The sequence below is a fragment of the Streptomyces sp. NPDC052064 genome (assembly GCF_055585925.1).
On the sequence record NZ_JBVJJE010000004.1, the window covers coordinates 598,556 to 614,994 of the forward strand.

Below are 16,439 nucleotides of genomic sequence, written 5' to 3' on the forward strand. Positions count from 1 at the left end.
CGGGTCCGTGTGTGGCTGGGCGCGCTCACGCGGCGGAGCCGCATATCGAGACAGCCCCGCGCCCTTGAGGCAAGTCACCCAGCCCCCCTGACGACAACTCAGGAGTCCCTATGACCACCGCCGTAGCCGCCCCGTTCCGTTTCTTCTCCCTCCAGGTCGTGCGGACGAGGCGGCTCGGTCCGTCCCTGGTCCGTGTCACCTTCGGTGGGCCCGATCTGCACGCCTTCCACTCCGACGGGCATGACCAGTCGCTGTCGCTGTTCCTGCCCCACCCCGGGCAGCCCGAGCCGGTCGTCCCGCTCGAACTCGGGGACGGTTGGTGGCAGGGCTGGCGTGAACTGCCGGACGAGGTACGGGCCGTGATGCGGTCGTACACCCTGCGGGCGCTGCGCCGCGACCCGGACGAGATCGACATCGACTTCGCCCTGCACGGCATCGAGCCGGGCGCCTCGGTCCAGGCCGGCCCCGCCTCCCGCTGGGCCGCCCGGGCTGCCGCCGGAGACCGGGTCCTGCTGCTCGGCCCGGCCATCGCCGACAACCGGGCGATCCGCTTCCGGCCCCCCGAGGACACCGACCTCGTGGTCGTCTGGGGTGACGAGACCGCCGTACCGGCCGCCTCGGCCATCGTCGAGTCACTGCCGGCCGGCACCCGGGCCCGGGTCTGGCTGGAGGTGCCGCACGCCGGGGACATCCAGGACCTGGTGACCGAGGCGGACGCCGAGATCACCTGGCTCGTCAGAGAAGAGAAGGGCGACCAGGGCTCCTCCACCGCCCTCGACGTCCTCCGCGACGCCCAACTGCCCCCCGCCGAGCGGCCGTACGTCTGGATCGCCGGCGAGTCCGGCTGCGTGAAGCAGCTGCGCCGGCACTTCGTGCGCGAGCGCGGCGTCGACCGCCGCCGGGTGACGTTCGTCGGCTACTGGCGCCGCGGCGTGAGCGAGGAGCAGTTGCGGTCAGAGGGATAGCCGCAGCCCACCAGCCCTTCCCCAACCCCCAGCCCTCCTCCCCACCCATGTGACCCAAGTGACCACGGTCACGGCAGGGCCCGGCTCCGCCTCAATCGACTTAGGTTAGGCTTACCTAAGTTGAACCCGCGGTTCAGCCCACCCCTGTCCCGCACCGGACTGTCCCCACCGGAGGACCCCCACATGCGCTCGCACCTGCTCAACGACACCACCGCGGAGCAGTACCGCCGCTCCGTGACCGACGGAGTCGAGCGGGTGGCCGCCAAAATCGCCACCACCGAACGGCCGTTCACCGGCGTCACCGTCGACGCCCTCGCTCCCGCCATCGACGCGATCGACCTCGACAAGCCGCTGCACGACACCGCCGCGGTGCTCGACGAACTGGAGGACGTCTACCTCCGGGACGCGATCTACTTCCACCACCCCCGCTACTTGGCCCACCTCAACTGCCCGGTCGTCATCCCGGCCGTGCTCGGCGAGGCCGTCCTGTCCGCCGTGAACTCCTCCCTGGACACCTGGGACCAGTCGGCCGGCGGCACCCTCATCGAGCGCAAGCTGATCGACTGGACGACCGAGCGCATCGGCCTCGGCCCCGCCGCCGACGGCGTGTTCACCTCCGGCGGTACGCAGTCCAACCTCCAGGCGCTGCTGCTGGCCCGCGAGGAGGCCAAGACCGACACGCTGGCCAAACTGCGCATCTTCGCCTCCGAGGTCAGCCACTTCAGCGTGAAGAAGTCCGCGAAACTGCTCGGGCTCGGCCAGGACGCCGTGATCTCCATACCGGTCGACCACGACAAGCGCATGCAGACCGTCGCCCTCGCCCGCGAGCTGGAGCGCTGCAAGGAGGACGGCCTCGTCCCCATGGCCGTCGTAGCCACCGCCGGCACCACCGACTTCGGCTCGATCGACCCGCTGCCCGAGATCGCCGGGCTGTGCGAGCAGTTCGGCACCTGGATGCACGTCGACGCCGCCTACGGCTGCGGCCTGCTCGCCTCCGTGAAGCACCGGGACCGGCTGAACGGCATCGAGCGCGCCGACTCCGTCACCGTGGACTACCACAAGTCCTTCTTCCAGCCGGTGAGTTCGTCCGCCGTGCTGGTCCGCGACGCGGCCACGCTCCAGCACGCCACCTACCACGCCGAGTACCTGAACCCGCGCCGCATGGTGCAGGAACGTATCCCCAACCAGGTGGACAAGTCCCTGCAGACCACCCGCCGCTTCGACGCCCTCAAGCTGTGGATGACGCTGAGGACCATGGGCGCCGACGGCATCGGGCAGCTCTTCGACGAGGTGTGCGAGCTGGCCCAGGAGGGCTGGAAGCTGCTCGCCGCCGACCCACGCTTCGACGTCGTCGTGGAGCCGAGCCTGTCCACCCTCGTCTTCCGCTACATCCCGGCTTCCGTCACCGACCCCGCCGAGATCGACCGGGCCAACCTCTACGCCCGCAAGGCCCTGTTCGCCTCCGGCGACGCCATCGTCGCGGGTACCAAGGTCGGCGCCCGTCACTACCTGAAGTTCACCCTGCTCAACCCCGAGACGCAGGCGTCCGACATCGCCGCCGTCCTCGATCTGATCGCCGGCCATGCCGAGCAGTACCTGGGAGAGTCCCTTGACCGCGCGTCCTGAAAACCCGTCCCCCCTTCCTGCGACTCATGACTTCGTGGGCATCGGGCTCGGCCCCTTCAACCTCGGCCTGGCCTGCCTCACCGAACCGATCGACGAACTCGACGGCGTCTTCCTGGAGTCGAAGCCCGACTTCGAGTGGCACGCGGGCATGTTCCTCGACGGCGCCCACCTCCAGACGCCGTTCATGTCGGACCTGGTCACCCTCGCCGACCCGACGTCCCCGTACTCCTTCCTGAACTACCTGAAGGAGAAGGGCCGGCTGTACTCGTTCTACATCCGCGAGAACTTCTACCCGCTGCGCGTCGAGTACGACGACTACTGCCGCTGGGCCGCGAACAGACTGAGCAGCATCCGCTTCGACACGACGGTGACGGAAGTCCGGTACGAGGACGATGTCTACCTCGTGCACACCGAGGCCGGAGAGGTCTTCCGCGCCCGCCACCTCGTCCTCGGCACGGGCACCCCGCCCTACATCCCCGAGGCCTGCGAGAACCTGGGCGGCGACTTCATCCACAACTCCCGCTACCTGAGCCACAAGGCCGAGCTCCAGAAGAAGGACTCGATCACGCTCGTCGGCTCGGGCCAGTCGGCCGCCGAGATCTACTACGACCTGCTCAGCGAGATCGACGTCCACGGCTACCGGCTGAACTGGGTCACCCGCTCCCCGCGCTTCTTCCCGCTGGAGTACACCAAGCTCACGCTGGAGATGACCTCGCCGGAGTACGTCGACTACTTCCGCGAGCTGCCCGAGGCCACCCGCTACCGCCTCACGGCCGAGCAGAAGGGCCTGTTCAAGGGCATCGACGGCGACCTGATCAACGAGATCTTCGACCTGCTCTACCAGAAGAACCTCGGCGGTCCCGTCCCCACGCGCCTGCTCACCAACTCCTCGCTGACCAGCGCGACGTACGACAACGGCACGTACACGCTCGGCTTCCGCCAGGAGGAGCAGGAGAAGGACTTCGAGCTGACCTCCGAGGGCCTGGTCCTGGCCACGGGCTACAGGTACGCCGAGCCGGCGTTCCTCAAGCCCGTGCGGGACCGCCTGGTCTACGACTCCCGGGGCAACTTCGACGTCGCCCGCAACTACGCCATCGACGTCACCGGCCGGGGGATCTTCCTCCAGAACGCCGGCGTCCACACCCACAGCATCACCAGCCCCGACCTGGGCATGGGCCCGTACCGGAACGCGTACATCATCCGCGAGCTGCTCGGCACCGAGTACTACCCGGTCGAGAAGACGATCGCGTTCCAGGAGTTCGCCATATGAGCACCACCGGCATCGGCACGTTCACCATCCGCCCCCTCGACCCCCTGAAGGACGCCGAGCTGCTGCACTCCTGGGTCACCCACCCCAAGGCGGCCTACTGGATGATGCAGGACGCGGAACTCCCGGACGTCGAGCGCGAGTACATGCGCATCGCGGCGGACGAGCACCACCACGCCTACCTCGGCCTGCACGAGGGCCGGCCGGCGTTCCTGATGGAGAAGTACGACCCGCGGTACGTCGAGCTGACCGGGCTGTACGACCCGGAGCCCGGCGACGTCGGCATGCACTTCCTGGTGGCGCCGACCGACCGGCCGATCCACGGCTTCACCCGGGCGGTCATCACCGCCGTGATGGACGAGCTGTTCGCCGACCCGCGCACCCGGCGGGTCGTCGTGGAGCCCGACGTGAGCAACAAGGCCGTACACGCGCTGAACGAGGCCGTCGGCTTCGTTCCCGTCCGTGAGATCGACAAGCCGGAGAAGCGCGCGCTGCTGAGTTTCTGCACGCGCGAACAGTTCCTGGCCGCCCGAGGAGTAGCCGCATGACCCTGTCCGACGCCGTAGCGCATCTGTCCCCCCACCGCTGGGCGCGGGCCAACCGCCTCCTGATCCGCAAGGCACTCGCCGAGTTCGCGCACGAGCGCCTGATCACCCCCGAGCAGGACGGGGACGGTTACGTCGTCCGCAGCGACGACGGCCAGACCCGGTACACCTTCAAGGCCACGCTCCGCGCCCTCGACCACTGGCAGGTCGACGCCGACTCGATCACCCGTCACCGTGACGGTTCCGAACTCCCGCTAGCCGCCCTGGACTTCTTCATCGAGACGCAGAAGTCCCTGGGCCTGAGCGACGACATCCTGCCCGTCTACCTGGAGGAGATCTCCTCCACCCTCTCGGGCACCTGCTACAAGCTCACCAAGCCGAGGACCACGGCCGCCGAGCTCGCGCGCGGCGACTTCCAGACCATCGAGACCGGCATGACCGAGGGCCACCCCTGCTTCGTGGCCAACAACGGCCGGCTCGGCTTCGGCATCCACGAGTACCTGTCGTACGCGCCGGAGACGGCGAGCCCGGTCCGCCTGGTGTGGCTGGCCGCGCACCGCTCGCGTGCCGCGTTCACGGCCGGTGTCGGCATCGAGTACGAGTCGTTCCTGCGCGAGGAGCTGGGCGAGGAGACCGTCGAGCGCTTCCACGGCGTCCTGCGCGACCAGGACCTGGACCCGGCCGACTACCTCCTCATCCCCGTCCATCCCTGGCAGTGGTGGAACAAGCTCACCGTCACCTTCGCCGCCGAGGTCGCCCGGGGGTACCTGGTGTGCCTGGGCGAGGGCGACGACGAGTACCTGGCCCAGCAGTCCATCCGGACGTTCTTCAACCGGTCCAGCCCCGAGAAGCACTACGTGAAGACGGCCCTGTCCGTCATCAACATGGGCTTCATGCGCGGGCTGTCGGCCGCGTACATGGAGGCCACCCCAGCGATCAACGACTGGCTGGCCCAGCTCATCGACAACGACGAGGTCCTGAAGTCGACCGGTCTGTCGATCATCCGGGAGCGCGCCGCCGTCGGCTACCGGCACCTGGAGTACGAGAAGGCGACGGACCGCTACTCGCCGTACCGCAAGATGCTGGCCGCGCTGTGGCGGGAGAGCCCGGTGCCGTCCCTGAAGGACGGCGAGTCTCTGGCCACCATGGCCTCCCTGGTCCATGTCGACCACCAGGGGGCGTCCGTCGCGGGCGCGCTGATCGAGCAGTCGGGTCTCACCCCGAAGGAGTGGCTGCGCCGCTACCTCCGCGCGTACTTCACCCCCCTCCTGCACAGCTTCTACGCCTACGACCTGGTCTTCATGCCGCACGGCGAGAACGTCATCCTCGTGCTGCAGGACGGGGTCGTGCAGCGCGCGATCTACAAGGACATCGCCGAGGAGATCGCCGTCATGGACCCGGACTCGGTGCTGCCGCCGGCGGTGGAGCGGCTGCGCGTGGAGGTCCCGGAGGACAAGAAACTCCTGTCGATCTTCACGGACGTCTTCGACTGCTTCTTCCGCTTCCTCGCGGCGAACCTCGCCTCCGAGGGCGTCCTGGAGGAGGACGACTTCTGGCGCACTGTCGCGGAGGTCACCCGCGAGTACCAGGAGTCGATGCCCTCACTCGCCGACAAGTTCAAGCAGTACGACATGTTCGCCCCCGAGTTCGCGCTGTCCTGCCTCAACCGCCTCCAGCTCCGCAACAACGAGCAGATGGTGGACCTGTCGGACCCGTCCGGCGCCCTCCAACTGGTCGGCACCCTGAAGAACCCGATCGCGGAGTTCTGACCCACAGGCAGGCGGGCACCCCGGAGTACGGTCCTCCGGGGTGCCTGTCCTTGTGGGGGCGCGGGGCCGTATCCATGTGCGGCTCCGCCGCGCGGGCGCGACAAGCCCCCCCCCCACACCCGCAGACGAATCACCGCCCGTCAGAACCCCACGGCACCTGCGGCGACCGATACCACTCGATCCCCAGGGCATTCCACCGCTCAGCCTGCGCAGCAAGCCGCACCTTGTACCGCTCCCAGTCATGCGTATCAGCCGGCGACCACCCCAGCTCGGCAACACCGGGCAACCGCGGAAAGGCCATGTACTCGATGTGCCCGGAGTTCTCGATCGTCTCCGTCCACAGCGGCGCCTCGACCCCCCGCACAGCCCCGGCCGGCACCCCGGGCAGATACGCCCCCGGATCCCAGTCGTACGACCGCCGCACCTCGACGTAACCCGCCCAGGACAGCCCCAGCGGTGTGTCCTTCGTGTACTTCATGTCGAGGTAGACCCGGTCGGCCGGAGACAGAATCAGCCCCGTCCCGTTCTGCGCGGCCTTCACGACCCGCGCCTTCTCCTCGGCACTCGTGCTGTCGAGCCCCCAGTACTGGGCGAGAGCCCCCTTCGCCGGAGTCGCCCCGGCCAGCTGGTGCCAGCCGACGACCGTCTTGCCGTACTTCGCGACGACCGGCTGCACCCGGTCCATGAACGTGACGTAGTCCTCATGGCTGGTGGAGTGCGCCTCGTCGCCCCCGATGTGGAGGTATTCGCCCGGTGTGAGCGCGGCCAGCTCGCGGATCACGTCGTCCACGAAGTCGTACGTGATCTCCTTGCCGACGCACAGCGTGCTGAAGCCGACCTCGGTGCCGGTGTAGAGCGGGGGTGCCACGCCGTCGCAGTTCAGGTCGGCGTAGGAGGCGAGGGCCGCGTTGGTGTGGCCCGGCATGTCCACCTCCGGGACGACCTCCAGGTAGCGGGAGGCGGCGTACCGCACGATCTCCTTGTACTGGGCCTTGGTGTAGTAGCCGCCGGGGCCGCCGCCGATCTCGGTGGAGCCGCCGTAGGTCGCGAGGCGCGGCCAGGAGTCGATGGCGATGCGCCAGCCCTGGTCGTCGCTGAGGTGCAGGTGCAGCTTGTTGATCTTGTAGAGAGCGAGTTGGTCGATGTAGCGCTTGACCTGGTCGACGGTGAAGAAGTGCCGGGAGACGTCGAGCATGGCGCCACGCCAGCCGTAGCGCGGGCTGTCCTCGATGGTGCCGCCGGCGACCAGCCAGGGGCCGGGCTGGACGGTGTTCTTCTCGACGGCGGCGGGGAGGAGCTGGCGCAGGGTCTGGACGCCGTGGAAGAGGCCGGCGGGCTCGGCCGCGGTGATGGTGACGCCCTTGCGGCCGCTGTCGAGGCGGTAGCCCTCGGCGCCGAAGGAGCCCTTGGCGAACCGCAGTCTGATGCCCCCGGCGCCGTGGTCGGTGACGGGGAGGCGGTAGCCGGTGGAGGGCCGCAGGACGGCCGCGAGGTACTCCGCGACGCGCCGCGCCTCCCGCGAGCCGTCTACATGGACGTGCGTGCCGCGGGTGATCCGGTAAGGAGAGCCACCCGGGGCGACCGAAGCGGGCGCGGGTACCACGCGGTCGAGCGGGGTGGGCGATGGCTCGTGTGCGCAGGCGGCGCCTGTCATGGAGACGCCCATCGCGACCAGCAGCAGGGGACCGAGAACGCGAAGCGTTCTGTGGTGCTGTCTCACACGGCCGACTCTCACGAGCGTGTCCCTTCCATGAGCCTTTATCCCCAAGAGGTCTGGACCACTCTCTCGTGAGACTGGTGGAACAATCCACCCCATGGCGGAAATCATCCAGAAGGACGGCACGTGGGCCTTCGACGGCGACGCCCTGCGGCTGACCCCCGGGCGGGACAAGAACGTCAGTCTGCTACGCAGGGAGCTGGGTGAACTGGTCGTCCCGCTGGGGGCGTTGGCCGGGATCTCGTTAGAGCACGGCAAGAGGACGGGGCGGCTGAGGCTTCGCCTGCGCGACGGCGCCGACCCTCTGCTGCACGCCACGGGCGGCCGGCTCACCGAGCCCCACGACCCGTACCAGCTGATCGTGGAGTCCGACCGCTACGGCGTCGCCGAATACTTCGCGGACGAGGTCCGTAACGCCCTGCTCCTCGACCAGGTCCCCGCCGACCCGGTCGACGCGTACCTGCTGCCGGGCCCCTCCGTCCCCCTGTCGGTCTCCGCGGGAGACGGCACCGCCGGCTTCGACGGCGAGCGCATACGCCTGGAGTGGAACTGGAAGACGGAGGACGCCAAGGCCGCCGCCGGTGCCCGCACGCTCGCGCTCACCGACATCACGGGCGTGGAGTGGCAGCCGGCGGCCGGCCTGGAGAACGGCCACCTCCGCTTCACCGTGCGGAACGCGCCCACCAAGGCCCCGCCCAAGTACGACCCCAACGCGGTGGAGCTGTGGGGCTTCAAGAAGGACCCGCTGATGGCGCTGGTCGCTGCGGCGGTCCAGGCCAGGCTTCCGCACCCGGCCCAGGCCGCCGCCGGCGACGTGACGGACGCGCGACCGGAACCGCCTTCTCCTCCGGTCGCGTCCGCCGAGGACGACCACGACGCCCTCCTGCGCCGTCTGCGCGAGCTCGGTGAACTGCACCGCACGGGCGTGCTGACGGACGACGAGTTCGCGCTGGCCAAGCAGGCGATCCTCAAGCGGATGTAACACCCTCGGGGCGCTACTTCGCCCGGCGCGCCACCGTGAAGTGGTCCACCTGGTCACCGGTCTCGGCGATGCCGCGCACCTTGAGCGTGGCCAGCCGCCCCTTCGGCGCCGGGGTGACGTCCACGCGCAGGAAGGAGTAGTCGAGGTAGCGCACCCGGGACCAGGTGACGGTCTCGTTCTGCTTGCCTTCCTTGACGTTGACGAACGAGGACACGGAGTCCACGTCGTGCTCGTTGCCCTCGTACGACAGCGGGGCGCTGAACGCGTAGAGGCTGCGGCCCGCCGCACCGGCCGTCACGTAGACCACTCCGTCGGTCTCGGGGTAGGCGGTGCCGCCGATCGGGAGCTTCCTGGTGACCTTGCCGTCCTTGATGACGTCGGTGCGCTCGTACTGGTGGTTGTGGCCGTTGATGACCAGGTCCACGGTGTACTTCTCGAACAGCGGCACCCACTCCTGCCGGACCCCGCCCTCGGAGGCGTGGGAGGTGGAGGTGCAGTAGGCGCAGTGGTGGAAGAACACGACGACGAAGTCGACGTCGCGCGCGGCCCGGTACTTCTTGAGCTGCGCCTCCAGCCACTTGGTCTGGGTGCCGCCCGAGATGCCGAGGTTGGCCGGGATCTCGAAGGAGATGTCGTTGGCGTCGAGCGAGATGACGGCCGTGTTGCCATAGACGAAGGAGTAGACGCCCGGCAGGTTCCTCTGGTCGGGGCCGTTGTCCGGGAGGGTCCAGCGGGCCTCCTCGCCGCCGTAGCCGTTGGGCGAGTACCAGGCCTCCATGTCGTGGTTGCCGTAGGCGGGCATCCACGGGACGGACTTGGCGACGGACTCGGTCTGGGCGAGGAACTGGTCCCACACGCGCGAGTCGAAGCCGGTGTCGTCGGTCCTGCCCTGGCCGGCCGGGTCGCCGTACGCGATGTCGCCGGCGTGCAGGTGGAAGGCCGGGTTCTGGCCGAGGAGCAGGCTGTTGTTGGCGAGTGCGTGGTAGCTGACGCCCTCGTCGCCGAAGGCCGTGAAGGTGAACGGCGTCTTGTGCGCGGGGGCGGTGGTGAAGGTGCCGAGGGTGCCGAGGAGGTGCGGTTCGGCCGGGTCGAAGCCCTGGTGGCCGACGCCGTAGTAGTACGTCCGGCCCGGGCGCAGGTGGGTCAGCTTGGCGTGGACGTAGTACTGGGTGTGGTTGCCGCTCGCACCGACACCGGCCGGTGTGAAGAGGGTGCGGACCTCGGCGTCGATCTTCCGGGAGAGGTCTGTGGGGTGGGCGCCGATCCGGATGAACGGCTTCTTGACGGCGACCGGGACCTGCCAGGAGACGGTCATCTCGGTGCGCGGGTCGGTGCCGTAGGCGAGGTGGCGGCCGAAGGGGGCCACATGGGCGCCGTCGACCGTCTCGGTGCTGGGCCGCCCGCTCGGAACGGCGGCCTGGGCGGTGGCACCCGGCACGAACGCGCCACCCACGACGGCACCGAGTGTGACGGCACCGCCTCTGATCATCGAGCGCCGGGAGAACCTGGCGCGCAGGTACTCGTGCTGCTCGGCCATGCTCATGCGCTCGGCGAGCCGCTCGGGTACGCCCATACGAGGAATGTCCATGGCGTCCAAAAATCGACGCCTCGGGCAACGGGACACCGGCCACCCGGTGGACGCTTCACGAACAAGCGCTCATGACAGGTTCAACGTTCCCCCAAAGGATTCCATCAGCCACCTGCCCGAAACCGGGCAGAATTCTTGCGTAAGCGCCGCCGGTGCCCCAGGATCTACCGGGTGCACGACGAACTCGTTGATCATCTGGCGCGGTCCACGCCCCTCAGCCGGGGCGAGGCGCTGCGTGTGATCCAGGACGTGCTCGCCTACTTCGACGAGACGACCGAGGAGTACGTCCGTCGCCGCCACCGCGAGCTCCAGGCCCAGGGCCTGGTGAACGCGGCGATCTTCGAACGGATCGAGGCGGACCTCAAATACCGCGCGGTGGCACCGCCGGAGCTCTCGCTCCGGCAGCTGCGGCGCATCGTCTACGGCTAGGAATGCGTATATATGTGCGGAATCGTCGGTTACATCGGGAAGCGTGACGTCGCTCCCCTCCTCCTGGAGGGCCTCCAGCGCCTGGAGTACCGCGGGTACGACTCCGCGGGCGTCGTCATCACGTCCCCGAAGGCCTCCGGCCTGAAGATGGTCAAGGCCAAGGGCCGCGTCCGCGATCTGGAGGCCAAGGTCCCGGCCCGCTTCAAGGGCACGACCGGCATCGCCCACACCCGCTGGGCCACCCACGGAGCCCCGTCCGACGTCAACGCGCACCCGCATCTGGACGCCGAGGGCAAGGTCGCCGTCGTCCACAACGGCATCATCGACAACGCCTCCGACCTGCGCCGCAAGCTGGAGGCGGACGGCGTCGAGTTCCTCTCCGAGACCGACACCGAGGTCCTCACCCACCTCATCGCCCGCTCGCAGGCGACCAAGCTTGAGGACAAGGTCCGCGAGACCCTCCGGCTCATCGAGGGCACGTACGGCATCGCCGTCATGCACGCCGACTTCCCCGACCGGATCGTCGTCGCCCGCAACGGCTCCCCGGTCGTCCTCGGCATCGGTGAGAAGGAGATGTTCGTCGCCTCGGACATCGCCGCGCTGGTCGCCCACACCCGCCAGATAGTCACGCTGGACGACGGCGAGATGGCCACCCTGAAGGCCGACGACTTCCGCACGTACACGACGGAGGGCACCCGCACCACCGCGGAGCCCACCACCGTGGAGTGGGAGGCCGCCTCGTACGACATGGGCGGCCACGACACCTACATGCACAAGGAGATCCACGAGCAGGCCGACGCCGTGGACCGCGTGCTGCGCGGCCGCATCGACGACCGCTTCTCCACCGTGCACCTGGGCGGCCTCAACCTCGACGCCCGCGAGGCACGCCGGATCCGCCGCGTGAAGATCCTCGGCTGCGGCACCTCGTACCACGCGGGCATGATCGGCGCCCAGATGATCGAGGAGCTGGCCCGCATCCCCGCCGACGCCGAGCCGGCCTCGGAATTCCGCTACCGCAACGCGGTCGTCGACCCCGACACCCTCTACGTCGCCGTCTCCCAGTCCGGCGAGACGTACGACGTCCTCGCCGCCGTGCAGGAGCTGAAGCGCAAGGGCGCACGGGTCCTGGGCGTGGTGAACGTGGTCGGCTCGGCGATCGCCCGCGAGGCCGACGGCGGCATCTACGTCCACGCGGGCCCCGAGGTCTGCGTGGTCTCCACGAAGTGCTTCACGAACACGACGGTCGCCTTCGCGCTCCTCGCCCTCCACCTGGGCCGCACCCGCGACCTCTCGGTCCGCGACGGCAAGCGGATCATCGAGGGCCTGCGCAAGCTGCCCGCCCAGATCGCCGAGATCATGGAGCACGAGGAGGACGTCAAGAAGCTGGCCCTCCAGTTCGCCGAGGCCCGCTCGATGCTCTTCATCGGCCGTGTGCGGGGCTACCCGGTGGCCCGCGAGGCCTCCCTGAAGCTCAAGGAGGTCTCCTACATCCACGCCGAGGCCTACCCCGCCTCCGAGCTCAAGCACGGCCCCCTGGCCCTGATCGAGCCCGCCCTCCCCACGGTCGCGATCGTCCCCGACGACGACCTCCTGGAGAAGAACCGCGCCGCCCTGGAGGAGATCAAGGCCCGCAGCGGCAAGATCCTCGCCGTGGCCCACCAGCACCAGGAGAAGGCCGACGAAACCATCGTCGTCCCGAAGAACGAGGACGAACTCGACCCCATCCTGATGGGCATCCCGCTCCAACTCCTGGCGTACCACACGGCACTGGCCCTGGGCCGGGACATCGACAAGCCGAGGAACCTGGCCAAGTCGGTAACGGTGGAGTAGTGCCCCTCTTTTAGGGGCGCGGGGCTGTATCGATGTGCGGCTCCGCCGCGTGGGCGCGAACAACCCCCACGCACCCGCACAGGCCACACAAGAGGACGGACCCCCACGTGCTGCCCAAAGCACAGGGGGTCCGTTTTCAGCACCGGGAAGCCGCCCAACTCCCCGGCCTGCGCAGCTAACCGGTAGCCGTCACTCCCCGGCCGGCAGCGCGTCGTGGAAGCGCCGTTGGCCAGTGCGCGAGCGCCGCGGTGGCCGCGTACCAGGCGACAGCCCCCGCGGCCACGGCGAACCACCCGCCCACCTTGGCGAGCCCGTCGTCACCGGCGAACTCGGCGATCGCCATGAGCAACAGGGCGACGAAGAACAGCCCGTAGACCACCTGACCGAGCTGCTCCCCACCCGCAAGCGTCAGAGACAGCACCACGAGGGCGAACAACAGCAGGAAGAACCCTGCCGCATTGCCGGAGGCACCCGCCGACACGGCCCACGTGAACCACAGTGCCCCGAGCACCGAGAACCCCGCCCCACCGACGGAGTCCCCGTCACGCAGGGCCATCAGCCCGGCGACGAAGAGGGCGATGCCGCCCACATACCGGGCGATTGACACGGCGTCAGCAGCCGACACCCCGTCGATCACAGCGGTATGCCCGAGCCCGAAGGCCAACAGGGTGATTCCCAGGGCGAGTCGACCGGCCAGGGTGGTGATTCCGCTTCCCGCGGAGACGTCTTTGTCCACGGCGGGCTCCCTTCGTGCATGTGCGGTTGTGCGGTGTCCCGTATATGCCCTTCACAAGGGCACAAACACCTCTACGCACGAGTAGGTTTACGCACCACACCAGGGCAGCAAGGGGAGTTGATACTCAGGGAATGACGACGACGGGCCGCTTCGCCCGCTTGGCGAGCCGCCCGGCGACGGAGCCGAAGATCCGCCCCACGAGGCCGTGGGTCGACCCGACGACGATCGCGTCGGCCTCGTACTCCCGGCCGACCTCTTCGAGTTCGTGGCAGATGTCACCGCCGCGCTCGACCAGGATCCAGGGCACCTCGGCGAGATAGTCCGCACAGGCCAGCTCCAGCCCGAGCACCTCGGTCCGATGGTCCGGCACGTCCACGAACACGGGTGGCTCGCAGCCGGCCCACACGGTGGTCGGCAGCCGGTTGGCGACGTGGACGATGATCAGGCCCGACCCGGAGCGATGGGCCATGCCGATCGCGTACGCCAGGGCGCGCTCACTGGACGTGGAGCCGTCGAAGCCGACGACGACCCCGTGCTTGAAGGCGGGATCGCAGGAGTGGCGTGCCTCTTCCGCCGCCAGGGGCTCGGCCGCCGTGGGATCGGCGACGGGCCGCTTGCGGTCCGCGGGTTCGAAGAATTCGTGACCGGCCATGGCTGTCTCGGCGTTGTGATCCTTTATGGGTGGGACAACAGTGTGCGGCGGAGCTGTGTCCGGGAATGGTCTTCCCAACCCCATACCCCCAAGGGTACGGCGGCACGCCTCCTTAGCCCAGATCCCGCCCGCCGTGCGTGCGGGTTCCAGGGAGCATGCACGAGGCGACGCCCGTAACGCAATGGTTGCTGCGCTGTACAGGCGGTTTGCACAGGATTCACTTACCCGTGCCGGTGATCCGGTCACACAGTGACCGGATCACCGGCCACGCGTTGAACCCCGTGAGTCACGCCACAGGGAGCACGCATGCCCGGACCCCGCCCCGCCTCCGAGGCGGACCGCGCGACCCCGCCGCCGCGGGACACCGCGACGGACGTGGTCCGCTGGGCAGCCTTCAGCTGCCTGCTCGTCCCGGTCGTGCTCCTCGGATACGGCGCCTCCCTGGCCGGTGCCGTCGGCACGACCCTCGGGCTCGCGGCCGTCACGGGCGCCTGCCAGGTCCTGCTGCGCCAGTCCGAGCGCGGCGCGGCCCGGCTGGCGGCCGAGGACCGGGCACCCCACCGGGGCCGGCACCACCGCACCGGAACGGGGTCGCACCGTGGCGGACGGCACACTGGCGCGGATACACCGGTCGGCTGACCGGTTTCCGCGCACGCGCACGCTGCTTTTCAGCCAACTTCTCGCACCCGTGCATCACCCTCCCTGACCACCCCCCAACCCCCGTTCGACCTGCACGGAAAGGGCCTCAGGGGTGCTGCGCACCCTACGCGGATTGGCCACTGCGACAAGGCGCGCTTCCCTGCACGCCCCACGAGTGCAACGCTTCGTGATCGAATGCTTCACGCCAAGTTGCCAAGTCGACAATGTGCCGAGTGCCGATCCGGCCACTGCGGCCCAACGGGACACAGTAGATTCGATCTTGACTGTCTACGGCGGGGGACTCGTGCAGGACCGAGGGGAAACGTGCAGGAGCGACACAACCGAGGAGCCGCGACCACCGAGGGGGGCTTAGCAGTATGAGCCACGACTCCACTGCCGCGCCGGAAGCCGCGGCCCGGAAGCTTTCCGGGCGACGCCGCAAGGAGATCGTCGCGGTGCTGCTGTTCAGCGGCGGCCCCATCTTCGAGAGTTCCATACCGTTGTCGGTGTTCGGGATCGACCGCCAGGACGCCGGCGTACCGCGCTACCGACTGCTGGTGTGCGGCGGCGAGGACGGCCCACTGCGGACCACAGGGGGCCTCGAACTCAGCGCACCGCATGGCCTGGAAGCGATCTCGCGCGCGGGTACGGTCGTCGTACCGGCCTGGCGTTCGATCACTTCTCCGCCACCGGACGAGGCGCTCGACGCGCTGCGCCGGGCACACGAGGAGGGCGCCCGCATCGTCGGGCTGTGCACCGGCGCCTTCGTCCTCGCGGCGGCGGGCCTGCTGGACGGCCGGCCCGCGACGACGCACTGGATGTACGCGCCGACGCTGGCGAAACGCTATCCGTCGGTGCACGTCGATCCGCGGGAGCTGTTCGTCGACGACGGCGACGTGCTGACGTCGGCCGGCACGGCCGCGGGCATCGACCTGTGTCTGCACATCGTGCGCACGGACCACGGCAACGAGGCGGCAGGGGCCCTGGCCCGGCGCCTCGTCGTGCCCCCGCGCCGAAGCGGCGGTCAGGAGCGCTATCTCGACAGGTCTTTACCAGAGGAGATCGGCGCCGACCCGCTCGCCGAGGTCGTCGCCTGGGCGCTGGAGCACCTCCACGAACAGTTCGACGTGGAGACGCTGGCGGCACGCGCGTACATGAGCCGTCGTACGTTCGACCGCCGCTTCCGCTCCCTGACCGGGAGTGCCCCGTTGCAGTGGCTGATCACGCAGCGGGTGCTCCAGGCGCAGCGCCTGCTGGAGACGTCGGACTACTCGGTGGACGAGGTGGCGGGGCGCTGCGGCTTCCGGTCGCCGGTCGCTCTGCGCGGGCACTTCCGCCGCCAGCTGGGCTCGTCCCCGGCCGCCTACCGGGCGGCGTACCGCGCCCGTCGCCCACAGGGCGAGCGGCCGCAGGACACCGAGGCCGCCCAGGGCGGACCGGGGTCCGGCATGCCTGGGCACGGGGGGCATCCCGGCCAGCAGCCCGCCTCGCTGCACCCGGAGCACCCCGTTCCGCTCCAGTCCCGCCGTACGGCGGCGGCGAACGCGGTCGGATCGTCCCCGGCCCTGTCGACGTCGGCCGCGTCCGACAACGGCCGGGAGGCGTACGTGCCGAGCCGGGCGAGCCTGCCGGGGCAGCGCAGTGCGACGTGAAGTGACGTGAGCCGGTGATCGGGCCCGCGTGGAGGAAATCTC

At 69.4% G+C, this 16,439-nt stretch carries 14 protein-coding genes; 10 read left to right on the top strand and 4 right to left on the bottom strand.

Annotated elements, in window-relative coordinates; translation table 11 throughout:
• Positions 1–110 precede the first annotated feature (110 nt).
• The 5 genes from ACZ6TU_RS13875 to ACZ6TU_RS13895 all read left to right on the top strand — a co-directional run bounded on the left by ACZ6TU_RS13875 (position 111) and on the right by ACZ6TU_RS13895 (position 6,172).
• Complete coding sequence (locus tag ACZ6TU_RS13875) at positions 111–965, top strand: siderophore-interacting protein (RefSeq protein WP_469548294.1); 855 nt, start codon at positions 111–113, stop codon at positions 963–965.
• Positions 966–1,148: 183 nt separating this feature from the next.
• A complete protein-coding gene (gene desA, locus ACZ6TU_RS13880; RefSeq protein ID WP_467668163.1) occupies positions 1,149–2,591 on the top strand; it encodes a lysine decarboxylase DesA in 1,443 nt (480 codons plus the stop codon).
• A complete protein-coding gene (locus ACZ6TU_RS13885; RefSeq protein WP_467668162.1) occupies positions 2,575–3,861 on the top strand; it encodes a lysine N(6)-hydroxylase/L-ornithine N(5)-oxygenase family protein in 1,287 nt (428 codons plus the stop codon). The genes desA and ACZ6TU_RS13885 overlap by 17 nt, the downstream gene beginning before the upstream one ends.
• Complete coding sequence (locus tag ACZ6TU_RS13890) at positions 3,858–4,406, top strand: GNAT family N-acetyltransferase (protein ID WP_467668160.1); 549 nt, start codon at positions 3,858–3,860, stop codon at positions 4,404–4,406. The genes ACZ6TU_RS13885 and ACZ6TU_RS13890 overlap by 4 nt, the downstream gene beginning before the upstream one ends.
• Positions 4,403–6,172, top strand: coding sequence for an IucA/IucC family protein (locus ACZ6TU_RS13895; protein ID WP_469548297.1), 1,770 nt, complete (start codon positions 4,403–4,405; stop codon positions 6,170–6,172). The genes ACZ6TU_RS13890 and ACZ6TU_RS13895 overlap by 4 nt, the downstream gene beginning before the upstream one ends.
• Positions 6,173–6,302: 130 nt before the next feature.
• On the opposite strand, the gene ACZ6TU_RS13900 is transcribed toward ACZ6TU_RS13895, so the two are convergent.
• Positions 6,303–7,892, bottom strand: coding sequence for a beta-N-acetylhexosaminidase (locus ACZ6TU_RS13900; RefSeq protein WP_469548299.1), 1,590 nt, complete (start codon positions 7,890–7,892; stop codon positions 6,303–6,305).
• 94 nt (positions 7,893–7,986) lie between these two features.
• On the opposite strand from ACZ6TU_RS13900, the gene ACZ6TU_RS13905 reads away from it, so the two are divergent.
• The gene (locus ACZ6TU_RS13905; RefSeq protein ID WP_467668154.1) at positions 7,987–8,871 is read left to right on the top strand and encodes a DUF4429 domain-containing protein; all 885 of its coding nucleotides are present in this window, start codon (positions 7,987–7,989) and stop codon (positions 8,869–8,871) included.
• Positions 8,872–8,884: 13 nt separating this feature from the next.
• Here ACZ6TU_RS13905 and ACZ6TU_RS13910 read toward each other — a convergent pair whose 3' ends face one another.
• Positions 8,885–10,444 carry a purple acid phosphatase family protein gene (locus ACZ6TU_RS13910; RefSeq protein WP_467668152.1) on the bottom strand — a complete coding sequence of 520 codons (1,560 nt, stop codon included), beginning with the start codon at positions 10,442–10,444 and terminating at the stop codon, positions 8,885–8,887.
• A gap of 186 nt (positions 10,445–10,630) precedes the next feature.
• On the opposite strand from ACZ6TU_RS13910, the gene ACZ6TU_RS13915 reads away from it, so the two are divergent.
• Together ACZ6TU_RS13915 and glmS are read left to right on the top strand one after the other, a co-directional pair.
• The gene (locus ACZ6TU_RS13915) at positions 10,631–10,888 is read left to right on the top strand and encodes a hypothetical protein (protein ID WP_467668150.1); all 258 of its coding nucleotides are present in this window, start codon (positions 10,631–10,633) and stop codon (positions 10,886–10,888) included.
• 12 nt (positions 10,889–10,900) lie between these two features.
• The gene (gene glmS / locus ACZ6TU_RS13920) at positions 10,901–12,718 is read left to right on the top strand and encodes a glutamine--fructose-6-phosphate transaminase (isomerizing) (RefSeq protein ID WP_467668148.1); all 1,818 of its coding nucleotides are present in this window, start codon (positions 10,901–10,903) and stop codon (positions 12,716–12,718) included.
• Between the two features lie 175 nt (positions 12,719–12,893).
• Here the strand turns inward: glmS and ACZ6TU_RS13925 are convergent, their stop codons facing one another.
• Together ACZ6TU_RS13925 and ACZ6TU_RS13930 are read right to left on the bottom strand one after the other, a co-directional pair.
• Positions 12,894–13,454, bottom strand: a complete 561-nt coding sequence (locus tag ACZ6TU_RS13925) for a GPR1/FUN34/YaaH family transporter (RefSeq protein ID WP_469548303.1) — start codon at positions 13,452–13,454, stop codon at positions 12,894–12,896.
• Positions 13,455–13,578: 124 nt separating this feature from the next.
• Positions 13,579–14,106, bottom strand: a complete 528-nt coding sequence (locus tag ACZ6TU_RS13930; protein WP_319168180.1) for a universal stress protein — start codon at positions 14,104–14,106, stop codon at positions 13,579–13,581.
• Between the two features lie 306 nt (positions 14,107–14,412).
• Here ACZ6TU_RS13930 and ACZ6TU_RS13935 point away from each other — a divergent pair, with 306 nt between their 5' ends.
• Positions 14,413–14,745 carry a hypothetical protein gene (locus tag ACZ6TU_RS13935; RefSeq protein WP_469548305.1) on the top strand — a complete coding sequence of 111 codons (333 nt, stop codon included), beginning with the start codon at positions 14,413–14,415 and terminating at the stop codon, positions 14,743–14,745.
• Between the two features lie 377 nt (positions 14,746–15,122).
• Positions 15,123–16,397 carry a helix-turn-helix domain-containing protein gene (locus tag ACZ6TU_RS13940; RefSeq protein WP_467668142.1) on the top strand — a complete coding sequence of 425 codons (1,275 nt, stop codon included), beginning with the start codon at positions 15,123–15,125 and terminating at the stop codon, positions 16,395–16,397.
• Positions 16,398–16,439 lie beyond the last annotated feature (42 nt).

Bases quoted from the DNA above. Each gene is read 5' to 3' on its own strand.
- ACZ6TU_RS13910 (WP_467668152.1), bottom strand. From the start codon at position 10,444: ATGGGCGTACCCGAGCGGCTCGCCGAGCGCATGAGCATGGCCGAGCAG.
- ACZ6TU_RS13895 (WP_469548297.1), top strand. From the start codon at position 4,403: ATGACCCTGTCCGACGCCGTAGCGCATCTGTCCCCCCACCGCTGGGCG.
- glmS (WP_467668148.1), top strand. From the start codon at position 10,901: ATGTGCGGAATCGTCGGTTACATCGGGAAGCGTGACGTCGCTCCCCTC.
- ACZ6TU_RS13875 (WP_469548294.1), top strand. From the start codon at position 111: ATGACCACCGCCGTAGCCGCCCCGTTCCGTTTCTTCTCCCTCCAGGTC.
- ACZ6TU_RS13890 (WP_467668160.1), top strand. From the start codon at position 3,858: ATGAGCACCACCGGCATCGGCACGTTCACCATCCGCCCCCTCGACCCC.
- desA (WP_467668163.1), top strand. From the start codon at position 1,149: ATGCGCTCGCACCTGCTCAACGACACCACCGCGGAGCAGTACCGCCGC.
- ACZ6TU_RS13905 (WP_467668154.1), top strand. From the start codon at position 7,987: ATGGCGGAAATCATCCAGAAGGACGGCACGTGGGCCTTCGACGGCGAC.
- ACZ6TU_RS13935 (WP_469548305.1), top strand. From the start codon at position 14,413: ATGCCCGGACCCCGCCCCGCCTCCGAGGCGGACCGCGCGACCCCGCCG.
- ACZ6TU_RS13940 (WP_467668142.1), top strand. From the start codon at position 15,123: ATGAGCCACGACTCCACTGCCGCGCCGGAAGCCGCGGCCCGGAAGCTT.
- ACZ6TU_RS13930 (WP_319168180.1), bottom strand. From the start codon at position 14,106: ATGGCCGGTCACGAATTCTTCGAACCCGCGGACCGCAAGCGGCCCGTC.